The sequence below is a fragment of the Rhodosalinus sp. K401 genome, from assembly GCF_041365735.1.
Taxonomy (GTDB): Bacteria; Pseudomonadota; Alphaproteobacteria; order Rhodobacterales; family Rhodobacteraceae; genus Rhodosalinus.
The window spans coordinates 18,538-28,415 of record NZ_JBGFSI010000021.1 but is presented as its reverse complement, the minus strand read 5'-3'; the positions used below and the strand labels follow the sequence as shown (position 1 = coordinate 28,415).

The 9,878-nt window shown below is 71.5% G+C and carries 9 protein-coding genes and 1 pseudogene; 8 read left to right on the top strand and 2 right to left on the bottom strand.

Annotated features, from left to right (window positions below):
* Positions 1-1,339: pseudogene (locus AB6A66_RS16310) on the top strand (hypothetical protein); the annotation flags it as partial.
* A 10-nt stretch (positions 1,340-1,349) separates the two neighbouring features.
* Here the strand turns inward: AB6A66_RS16310 and AB6A66_RS16305 are convergent.
* Complete coding sequence (locus AB6A66_RS16305) at positions 1,350-1,718, bottom strand: hypothetical protein (RefSeq protein ID WP_371038271.1); 369 nt, start codon at positions 1,716-1,718, stop codon at positions 1,350-1,352.
* Between the two features lie 165 nt (positions 1,719-1,883).
* Here AB6A66_RS16305 and AB6A66_RS16300 point away from each other — a divergent pair, with 165 nt between their 5' ends.
* The 6 genes from AB6A66_RS16300 to AB6A66_RS16275 all read left to right on the top strand — a co-directional run bounded on the left by AB6A66_RS16300 (position 1,884) and on the right by AB6A66_RS16275 (position 8,110).
* Positions 1,884-3,332 (top strand): FAD-linked oxidase C-terminal domain-containing protein, encoded by a 1,449-nt coding sequence (locus AB6A66_RS16300; protein WP_371056707.1) that lies wholly within the window; start codon positions 1,884-1,886, stop codon positions 3,330-3,332.
* Between the two features lie 38 nt (positions 3,333-3,370).
* Positions 3,371-4,480 (top strand): FAD-binding protein, encoded by a 1,110-nt coding sequence (locus AB6A66_RS16295; protein ID WP_371056706.1) that lies wholly within the window; start codon positions 3,371-3,373, stop codon positions 4,478-4,480.
* Positions 4,481-4,485: 5 nt separating this feature from the next.
* Positions 4,486-5,793, top strand: a complete 1,308-nt coding sequence (glcF, locus tag AB6A66_RS16290) for a glycolate oxidase subunit GlcF (RefSeq protein WP_371056705.1) — start codon at positions 4,486-4,488, stop codon at positions 5,791-5,793.
* 69 nt (positions 5,794-5,862) lie between these two features.
* Positions 5,863-6,675, top strand: a complete 813-nt coding sequence (locus AB6A66_RS16285; RefSeq protein ID WP_371038274.1) for a serine protease — start codon at positions 5,863-5,865, stop codon at positions 6,673-6,675.
* Positions 6,672-7,499, top strand: a complete 828-nt coding sequence (locus AB6A66_RS16280) for a serine protease (protein ID WP_371056704.1) — start codon at positions 6,672-6,674, stop codon at positions 7,497-7,499. Before AB6A66_RS16285 ends, AB6A66_RS16280 begins: the two co-directional genes overlap by 4 nt.
* 131 nt (positions 7,500-7,630) lie before the next feature.
* A complete protein-coding gene (locus tag AB6A66_RS16275) occupies positions 7,631-8,110 on the top strand; it encodes an Hsp20 family protein (protein WP_371038276.1) in 480 nt (159 codons plus the stop codon).
* 81 nt (positions 8,111-8,191) lie between these two features.
* Here the strand turns inward: AB6A66_RS16275 and truB are convergent, their stop codons facing one another.
* Positions 8,192-9,103 carry a tRNA pseudouridine(55) synthase TruB gene (gene truB / locus AB6A66_RS16270; RefSeq protein WP_371056703.1) on the bottom strand — a complete coding sequence of 304 codons (912 nt, stop codon included), beginning with the start codon at positions 9,101-9,103 and terminating at the stop codon, positions 8,192-8,194.
* 117 nt (positions 9,104-9,220) lie between these two features.
* On the opposite strand from truB, the gene AB6A66_RS16265 reads away from it, so the two are divergent.
* Positions 9,221-9,868, top strand: coding sequence for a pseudouridine synthase (locus AB6A66_RS16265; RefSeq protein ID WP_371056702.1), 648 nt, complete (start codon positions 9,221-9,223; stop codon positions 9,866-9,868).
* The last annotated feature ends 10 nt before the right edge of the window (positions 9,869-9,878 follow it).

Genomic DNA, 9,878 nt, shown 5'->3' with positions numbered 1-9,878 from the left:
ACTGACGGACCGCAACAACGCGGCGCTGGTGCAGATCAACGGGGTGCGCGACAGGCTGCGGGTGCTTCTCGTCTCGGGCCAGCCGCACCCGGGCACCCGGACCTGGCGCAACCTGCTCAAATCGGACTCCTCGGTCGATCTGGTGCATTTCACGATTCTCCGCCCGCCCGAAAAGCAGGACGGCGTGCCGGTTTCCGAACTCTCCCTCATCGCCTTTCCGACGCGGGAGCTTTTCCTCGAGAAGGTGGACGATTTCGACCTGATCATCTTCGATCGCTACAAGCGCCGGGGCATCCTGCCCTCGATCTACCTCGACAACGTGGCCAATTACGTCCGCGAGGGCGGTGCGGTGCTGGTGGCCGCCGGGCCCGACTACGCCAGCGCGGACAGCCTCTACCGCTCGCCGCTGTCGGAGGTGATCCCCGCGGCGCCGACGGNCGACTACGCCAGCGCGGACAGCCTCTACCGCTCGCCGCTGTCGGAGGTGATCCCCGCGGCGCCGACGGCCCGCGTCGTGGAAGAAGGCTTCCGCCCGGCGGTGACGGGGCTGGGAGAGCGCCACCCCGTGACGCAGGGCCTGCCCGCGCCGGAAGGCTGGGGCCGGTGGCTGCGCCAGATCGAGGTCACGCCCGCCTCGGGCGACGTCGTGATGCAGGGCACCGAGGAGCGCCCGCTTCTCGTGCTCGACCGGGTGGGCGAGGGCCGCATCGCGCTGCTCGCCTCCGATCAGGCCTGGCTCTGGAGCCGCGGCTACGAGGGCGGGGGGCCGCAGCTGGAACTGCTGCGCCGGCTGTCGCACTGGATGATGGAGGAACCCGAACTCGAGGAGGAGGCGCTGACCGCCGAGGCGACGGGCCAGCGCATGAGGATCGCCCGCCGCACGCTCGGCGACGAGGTCGGCGCGGTGACGATCACGACGCCGTCGGGCGAGGAGGAGACGATCGACCTGGAAAAGGTGTCTCCCGGCCGCTTCGAGGCGCTTTACGAGGGCCCCGAGATCGGTCTCTACCGACTCGAGCAGGGCGACCAGACGGCGGTGATCGGGCTTGGCCCGGCGGCCCCGCGCGAGTTCGTGCAGACCATCGCCAGCGGCGCCGCGCTGGAGCCGGCCATCGACGCCGTGCGGGGCGGCATGATGCGGCTGGAGGAGGGTGTGCCCGCGATCCGCACGGTGCGCGAAGGCCGGCCCGCCGCCGGGCGCGGCTGGGTGGGCATCACCCCGCGCGAGGCCTACCAGACCCTCGATGTGCGCCAGATGCCGCTTCTGCCCGCCTGGGCGGTGCTGCTTCTGGCCTCGGCACTGATCGTGGGCGCGTGGCTGCGCGAAGGGCGCCGCTGAGCCGGGGGCCTCATTCGGTCGGCAGTTCCAGCAGGTAAAGCTCCCCGCCCCAGCCCGTGACGGAGGTGCTCGCTTCGATGCGCAGCTCGGTCATGCCCTCGGGCAGCGTGATGCCTGCGAGAGAGCGGGTGAAGGGCTGCTCGGTGACATGGGGATGCAGAAGCTCGCGCGTGGCCAGCACCTCGCCCGAGGGGCCGAGCACGCGCCACGCGTCGGCGTAATCGTCCCAGCCGGTATCCCCGTGGCGCAAGGTGACGGAAATCCGCCACCCGGCGCCGTCGGGCTCGGCCCGCGCGCCCTCGATCACGGCCGGGTCCGCGGCAGCGGCCGTGGCGGCCAGCGCGGCGGTCGCCGCGATCAGGAAAACATGACGGTTCATGGAAGTTTCCTCTACCGCATGAATGCTGCTTGTCCCTCAGCCTAGCCGGAACGCCCCGCCCGGGCCACCGGGCGCGCCGGCAGTGGCGCAGCTCCGCCTGCGACGGCGCGCACCTTGCCATGGGCCGGTACGAAGACTACCCCTTCTTGTCAGGAGGAGCCGCCGATGGACATGCCCGCACCCGATCCCGCGATTCTCGCGCGCAAGCGCGACCTGGTCGAAGGTCTTTCCCGTATCCTGCCGCCCGAGGCGGTCATTCATGATCCGGCCGAGACCCGCGCCTACGAATGCGACGCGCTCACGGCCTATCGCTGCGCGCCGCTCGCCGTGGTGCTGCCCGCCTCCACCGAAGAGGTGAGCGCGGTGCTCGCCCTCTGCCACCGCATGGGGGTGCCGGTCGTGCCGCGCGGCTCGGGCACGAGCCTTGCCGGCGGCGCGCTGCCCACCGCCGACAGCGTGATCCTCGGCATCGCGCGCATGACCGAGGTTCTGGAAACCAGCCTCGAGGACCGCGTCATCCGCGTGCAGACGGGCCGGACCAATCTTTCCGTCACCGGCGCGGTGGAGGCGGACGGCTTCTTCTACGCGCCCGACCCGTCGAGCCAGCTCGCCTGCGCCATCGCGGGCAACATCGCCATGAACTCGGGCGGCGCGCATTGCCTGAAATACGGCGTGACGACCAACAACCTCCTCGGCGTGACGCTCGTGCAGATGGACGGGACGGTGGTGGAGTTGGGCGGCGCGCACATGGACGCGGGCGGGCTCGACCTTCTGGGGCTCGTCTGCGGGTCGGAAGGCCAGCTCGGCGTGGTGACCGAGGCGACGCTGCGCATCCTGCCGAAGCCCGAGGGCGCGCGCCCCGTGCTCATGGGCTTCGCGTCGAGCGAGGTCGCGGGCGCCTGCGTCTCGGACATCATCAAGGCGGGCGTCCTGCCCGTGGCGATCGAATTCATGGACCGTCCCTGCATCCGCGCCACGGAGGCGTTCGCCCATGCCGGCTACCCGGATTGCGAGGCGCTGCTCATCGTCGAGGTGGAGGGCGCCGAGCACGAGATCGACGCCCAGCTCGGCCTCATCAAGCAGATCGCCGGCAAGCACGACCCGGTGGAGCTGCGCGAGGCGGCCGACGAGGACGAGGCCGCGCGCATCTGGAAAGGCCGCAAGTCCGCCTTCGGCGCCATGGGGCAGATGGGCGACTACATGTGCCTCGACGGGACGATCCCGGTCTCCGAGCTTCCGCGCGTCCTGGGCCGCATCGGCGAGATGTCGACGCAGTACGGCCTCGAGGTCGCCAACGTCTTTCACGCGGGCGACGGCAACATGCACCCGCTCATCCTGTTCGACGCCAACAAGCCCGGAGACCTCGAGACCTGCGAGGCGTTCGGCGCCGACATCCTGCGGCTCTGCGTCGAGGTGGGCGGCTGCCTCACCGGAGAGCACGGCGTCGGGATCGAGAAGCGCGACCTGATGGGCGAGCAGTACGCGCCGGCCGACCTGGAGGCGCAGATGGCCGTGAAGGACGTGTTCGACCCGGCCTGGCTGCTGAACCCGGCCAAGGTGTTCCCGCTGGCGGTGTCCGAGGCGCGCCGCGCCGCGCGCCTCGCGGCGGAGTAGCGGCGCGGGCGCGCCGGAGTCTGACGAAAGCGGGCAAGATGATCGCACCGGGGTCCGAAACCGAGCTGTCCGAAACGCTTGCGCAGGCGAGCGCGCCTCTGGCCGTTCGCGGCGGCGCCACGCGGAGCGGCGCGGCGGCGGGCGCGGAGGTGCTTTCCACCGCCGGGCTCGCGGGCATTTCGCTTTACGAGCCGGGGGCGCTGACCCTCGTGGCGGGGGCCGGCACGCCGCTCGGCGAGATCGAGGCGGTTCTCGGGCGGGAGGGCCAGCGCCTCGCCTTCGAGCCGATGGACCACCGCGGGCTTCTGGGCACCGAGGGCGCGCCCACCATCGGCGGCGTGGTGGCGGGAAACGTCAGCGGTCCGCGCCGGGTGGCCGTGGGCGCGGCGCGCGATTTCATGCTCGGCGTGCGCTTCGTGGACGGGGCGGGCCGTGTCGTGAAGAACGGCGGACGGGTGATGAAGAACGTCACCGGCTACGATCTTGTGCGCCTGATGGCCGGCAGCCGCGGCCGTCTCGGCGTGCTCAGCGAGGTAAGCCTCAAGGTGCTGCCCGCGCCCGAGACGCAGGGCATGATCGTCTTCGACGGGCTGAGCGTGGAGCGCGCGGTGGCGGCGATGTCGTCAGCGCTGGGCTCTGCCTACGAGGTGACGGGCGCGGCGCATGATGCCGCGGCCGGGCGCACCATGCTCCGGATCGAGGGGTTCGAGACGCAGGTCGCCTACCGGCTGGGCCGGCTTGCCGAGCACCTTGCGGGATTCGGTGTGGCAGAGACGGTGGCCGACCCTGACGCCGTCCGGGACGCGTGGCGTGAAATCCGCGATGCCGCCCCGCTCCAGGGCGCCATGGGCGACGTCTGGCGCATCCATTGCCGGCCGAGCGCGGCGCCGAAGCTCTTGTCGCGGCTCGAGGCCGAGCGCGTGCTCGTCGACTGGGGCGGCGGGCTCCTCTGGGCGCTGCTGCCGGAAGGCACGGACGCCCGCGCCCGGCTCGGCACCTTCGACGGCCACGCGACGCGGGTGCGTGGCGCGCCCCGGCCGGACGTTCCGGCGCGCCCGCCCGAGGCCGGACCGGTGGCGGCGCTGACCGCCGGGCTCAAGGCGCGCTTCGATCCCCGCGGCATCCTCAACCCCGACCTCGAGGCCTGAGCGCCATGCAGACCACCTTCAGCCCAGAGCAGCTCGCCGATCCGGCGATGCAGCGGTCCAACGACATCCTGCGCAGCTGCGTTCATTGCGGATTCTGCACGGCGACCTGCCCGACCTACCAGGTGCTGGGCGACGAGCTCGATTCGCCCCGCGGCCGCATCTACCTCATCAAGGACATGCTGGAGAACGAGCGGGTGCCCGACGACAGGACGGTGCTGCACATCGACCGCTGCCTCTCCTGCCTCGCCTGCATGACCACCTGCCCCTCGGGCGTGCATTACATGCATCTCGTGGACCACGCGCGGGAATATATCGAGACGACCTACGACCGCCCCTGGCGCGACCGGGCGCTGCGCTGGATGCTGGCGCGCATCCTGCCCCATCCGACGCGGTTCCGCGTGGCGCTTCTCGCCGCGAAGATCGGGCGGCCGTTCCGCGGCCTCGTGCCGGACAAGCGGCTCAGGGCGATGCTGGACATGGCGCCCGCCGCCATCCCGCCCGTGAGCCGCAACGACGACCCGCAGGTCTTTCCGGCGGAAGGCGCGCGCCGCAAGCGCGTGGCGCTGATGACGGGCTGCGCGCAGCGCGCGCTCAATACCGACATCAACGACGCGACGATTCGCCTGCTCACGCGGCTGGGCTGCGAGGTCGTCGTGGCCGAGGGCGCGGGCTGCTGCGGCGCGCTCACCCATCACATGGGCAAGACCGCGGAAAGCCACGCAAGCGCGGCGGCCAACATCCGCGCCTGGACGCGCGAGATGGAGGGCGACGGCCTCGACGCCATCGTCGTCAACACCTCCGGATGCGGCACGACGGTGAAGGATTACGGCCACATGTTCGAGGGCCACGCGCTCGCCGACGAGGCGCAACGGGTGGCCCTTCGCGCCCGCGACGTGAGCGAGGTGCTCTCCGAACTCGGGCTGCCCGAGGGACCGGCGCAGGGGCTGCGCGTGGCCTATCACGCGGCCTGCTCGCTTCAGCACGGCCAGCAGGTGAAGGCGGCCCCCAAGACATTGCTGAAGCGCGCGGGCTTCGAGGTGGTCGAGCCGGCCGACAGCCATCTCTGCTGCGGCTCGGCGGGCACCTACAACCTGATGCAGCCCGAGATCTCGGGGCAGCTCAAGGCGCGCAAGGTGCGCACGCTCGAGGCGCGCGCCCCGGACGTGATCGCCACCGGAAATATCGGCTGCATGATGCAGATCGGCGGCGGGACGGAGATTCCCGTCGTGCACACCGTCGAACTTCTTGACTGGGTGACCGGCGGGCCCTGCCCGCCCCGTGTTGCGGAAACGCTGCGTTTCCGTGCCGGATAGGTTCGTGCCGTAGTTTCGCCTCAACTTTTCTCTATTCCGGGTGTGTCGCGACCGCCAAGGATAGGCCTCATGCGTCCCGTCGCCCTTTTCGCCCTTCTGGTCGCGCTCGTCGCGCCCGTGGCCTCGGCCGCGGACGGCGCGCTGCGCATGCTGGAGACGAGCGAGCAGAACCGTGGCTGGGAAGCCGTCGGCCGGCTGGAGCTCGGCGGACGGGGCTTCTGCACGGGCGCGCTGATCGCGCCGGATCTGGTGCTGACCGCGGCGCATTGTCTCTACGACCGGGAGACCGGCGCCCGGATCGAGGTGACCGATATCGAGTTCCTGGCCGGCTGGCGGAACGGCCGCGCGGAAGCCTACCGGCAGGTGCGCCGGGCGGTGGCGCATCCGAACTACCGGTTCCAGACGGAAACCTCGGCCTCGCGGGTGCGCGACGACGTGGCGCTGCTGGAACTGCACCACCCGATCCGCAATACCGGCGTCATTCCGTTCCGGACGGGCGAGCATCCGCTGCCGGGCGCGCGGATCGGCGTCGTGTCCTACGCGCGCGACCGGGCCGAGGCACCCTCTCTGCAAGAGGTCTGCGGCGTGCGCGCCCGGCAGTACGGCGTGCTCGTGATGGACTGCGAGGTGGATTTCGGGGCCTCTGGCGCGCCGGTGTTCAGCTTCGACGCGGGCGAGCCGCGCATCGTGTCCGTCGTGTCGGCCAAGGCCGAGTATGGCGGCGCGAAGGTGGCACTGGGCACCGCGCTGGCAGAGCCGCTGGCCCTCCTGCAGGCCGAGATGGCCTCCGCCCGCATGGACCTGGATCTCAGGCTGGTGCCGAGCATGGGCGCGGACGGGGCGACCCGCCCGCCGGCCGGGGCGAAGTTCGTCCGGCCATGAGGGTCCGGGCGCGTGTCGTGGCGCTCATCGCGCTTTTCGTCCTTCCGGGCCTCGTCGCCGCGGAAGCGCCGCGGCAGATGCAGCTTCGCTCCGACCTGATGGGCTGGGAGGCGGTGGGCCGCGTGGACGTGGCCGGAAACGGATACTGCACGGGCGTTCTGATCGCCGACGATCTGGTGCTGACCGCCGCGCATTGCCTGTTCTTCCGCGACACGGGCGCGCCGGTGCCGCCCGAACAGGTCGTCTTTCGCGCCGGATACATGAACGGGCGCGCGCTGGCAGAGCGGCGGGGCGCGCGGCTGGCCATGCCCGAGGCCTACGAACCTTCGCGCGACGGCAGCATCCGCGGCGACATGGTGCGTCATGACGTGGCGCTTCTGCGCCTTGCGGAGCCCATCGGCGCGGCCGTCGCCGATCCCTTCCGGGTGCATGTCGATCCCCGGCCCGGCGACGAGGTGAGCGTGGTCTCCTACGGCGAGGGGCGGTCCGAGGCGCCCGCGCGCCAGCGCCGCTGCCGGCTCTTGGACGAGGCTCCGGGAATCATGGTCTTCGACTGCGACGTGACCTTCGGCTCTTCCGGCGCGCCGGTGTTCGTGCGCTATGGCACCCGCGCGCGCATCCTCGCGCTGGTGTCGTCGATGGGCGGCCCCGAGGACGGGCCGCCGCGCTCCTTCGGTGCGCCGCTCGCCGAGGTGGTGCCCGAACTGCGGCGCCGCCTGCGCCACGGCGACGCGCCGGTGGCGGGCCCCTCGCCGGGCGCGCGCCGCGTCACGGTGGGCGGGGCGCCGGCCGCGGTGGGCGGGGCACGGTTCGTCCGGCCCTGAACGGGCTTGAAACGGCGTGAACGTCTTCCCAGATCCGACCATGCCGGGGCGCCTCATGGGCTGCCGGCACGAAGCGCCTGTCCCTCCGGGGAAGGCTACCAACCGTTATCGCTCTGAAGGAGGATGACCATATGCGTACGTTCGATCTTGCACCGCTTTACCGGGCCACCGTCGGTTTCGACCGCGTCGCCGACATGATGGATCGGGTCATGGCCAGCGACATGAGCCAGCCCAGCTATCCGCCCTACAACATCGAGAAGACGGCCGAGGACGCCTACCGCATCTCCATCGCGGTGGCCGGTTTCACCGCGGACGACCTGTCGGTCGAGGTGAAGGAAAACGCGCTCGTCGTCTCGGCCCGCAAGGCCGAGAGGGAAGAGGACGAGGGCCGCACTTTCCTTCACCGCGGCATCGCCACCCGCGCGTTCGAGCGCCGGTTCCAGCTTGCCGATCATGTGCGCGTGACCGGCGCGAGCCACACCGACGGCATGCTGCACATCGACCTCAAGCGCGAGATCCCGGAGGCGCTGAAGCCCCGCCGGATCGAGATCGCGAAGGCCGAGGATGCCGCCACCGACAAGGACGTGGTGGACGCGAAAGCGGTCAACTGATCCGGAGGCCGATGGCCCGGACGCGAAAGGGGGGCGCCGAGGCGCCCCCCTTTTTCGTGCCCGGGTCGGAGCTGCCGCGCCTCAGCCGTCATCGCGGAAGACGCGTGCCGGGTGCAGCTCTCCCGCCCGGTAGCGCCCCACGGCCACCGCGCGCCCGTCGCAGGAGGCCCAGCACTCCTCGCCGTAGTCGAGCCCGTTGGCGACCACCGGGGCCGGGTTGCCGTGGCGCAGCCGCGCGGCCGCCTCGGCCGTGGCGCGGGCCTGGGGCAGTTCGGAAAGACCGGCCTCCAGCGGAAGGAGCCGCGCGTCGAGCGCGGGATCTCCCGCCAGCGCCTCCACCTCCTGAAGCGAAAGGCCGTCCTCGGCGACGAAGGGGCCGGACCAGCTGCGGCGCAGCGTCGTCACATGGGCATGGCAGCCCAGCGCGCGGCCGAGATCGCGGGCGAGCGCCCGGACATAGCCGCCCTTGCCGCACACCATCTCCAGCACCGCATGGTCGCGGTCCGGGCGGTCGGCGAGCAGCAACTCCTCCACCCAGAGGGGCCGGGGCGCGAGGTCGAGCGCCGCGCCGCCGCGCGCCAGCGTATGGGCGCGCTGGCCTTCCACCCGGACCGCCGAGTATTGCGGCGGCACCTGCATGATCTCGCCCAGGAAGGCGGGCAGCGCGGCCTTGATCTCCGCGTCGGTGGGGCGCGCGTCGCTTTCCGCGATCACCTTGCCCTCGGCGTCGTCGGTGTCGGTCGCCTGCCCGAAGCGGACGGTGAAGACATACGCCTTGAGCGCATCCGTGACATGGGGAACCGTCTTGGTGGCCTCGCCGAGCGCGACGGCCAGAACCCCTGTCGCCGCCGGGTCAAGCGTTCCCGCATGTCCCGCCTTCTTCGCGTCGAGCGCCCGGCGCACCACGTTGACCACATGGGTGGAGGTGGGTCCCGCGGGTTTGTCCACCACCAGCCAGCCGGAGATGTCGCGCCCCTTGCGCCTGCGTGCCATTTCGTCCCCCGTCCTCTTTCGGAAGCGCCGGGGCGTAACGGCTCCGGCGCGGTCCGTCAATCCGGCGCGGTCCACGCGTCTGGACACCCGCGCCGCCGGACGGTAGCACCGCGCAACATGTCCGATGCCTACGACCCTCCGCAAGAGCCGTTGCAAATCCTCCATGCCGATCACGAGATCGTCGTGGTGGACAAGCCCGCGGGGCTTCTCTCGGTGCCGGGGCGGGGCGCGCATCTCGCCGACTGTCTGCTCGCCCGGGTCCAGGCGGTCTTTCCCGAGGCGCTGCTCGTCCACCGGCTGGACCGCGACACCTCGGGCGTCATGGTCTTTGCGCTCACCGCCCCGGCGCAACGCAATCTCGGGCTGCAGTTCGAGCGGCGGAAGACGCGCAAGACCTATGTCGCGCGGGTGGCCGGGCGGCTCGAGCCGCGCAGCGGCACGGTGGAACTGCCGCTGATCGTGGACTGGCCCAACCGCCCCCGCCAGAAGGTCTGCTTCGAGACCGGCAAGCCCGCGCTGACGGAATGGCGCGTGCAGCGCCGGGAGGAGGGGGAGACGCGGGTGAAACTGATGCCGAAGACGGGGCGGAGCCACCAGCTTCGGGTGCACATGGCCGAGCTGGGCCACTCGATCCTCGGCGATCCGTTCTACGCCGAGGGCGCGGCGCGGGACTGGCCGCGCATGATGCTCCATTCCGAGGAGTTGCGCATCCACCACCCCGATGGCGGGGCGGGCACGAGTTTCCGCGCGCCCGCGCCGTTCTGAGGGCGCCCGG

Excerpts from the sequence above, each read along its gene's own strand:
- AB6A66_RS16295 (WP_371056706.1), top strand. The coding sequence starts at position 3,371 with ATGATCGCACCGGGGTCCGAAACCGAGCTGTCCGAAACGCTTGCGCAG.
- AB6A66_RS16275 (WP_371038276.1), top strand. The coding sequence starts at position 7,631 with ATGCGTACGTTCGATCTTGCACCGCTTTACCGGGCCACCGTCGGTTTC.
- AB6A66_RS16265 (WP_371056702.1), top strand. The coding sequence starts at position 9,221 with ATGTCCGATGCCTACGACCCTCCGCAAGAGCCGTTGCAAATCCTCCAT.
- truB (WP_371056703.1), bottom strand. The coding sequence starts at position 9,103 with ATGGCACGCAGGCGCAAGGGGCGCGACATCTCCGGCTGGCTGGTGGTG.
- AB6A66_RS16300 (WP_371056707.1), top strand. The coding sequence starts at position 1,884 with ATGGACATGCCCGCACCCGATCCCGCGATTCTCGCGCGCAAGCGCGAC.
- AB6A66_RS16280 (WP_371056704.1), top strand. The coding sequence starts at position 6,672 with ATGAGGGTCCGGGCGCGTGTCGTGGCGCTCATCGCGCTTTTCGTCCTT.
- glcF (WP_371056705.1), top strand. The coding sequence starts at position 4,486 with ATGCAGACCACCTTCAGCCCAGAGCAGCTCGCCGATCCGGCGATGCAG.
- AB6A66_RS16305 (WP_371038271.1), bottom strand. The coding sequence starts at position 1,718 with ATGAACCGTCATGTTTTCCTGATCGCGGCGACCGCCGCGCTGGCCGCC.
- AB6A66_RS16285 (WP_371038274.1), top strand. The coding sequence starts at position 5,863 with ATGCGTCCCGTCGCCCTTTTCGCCCTTCTGGTCGCGCTCGTCGCGCCC.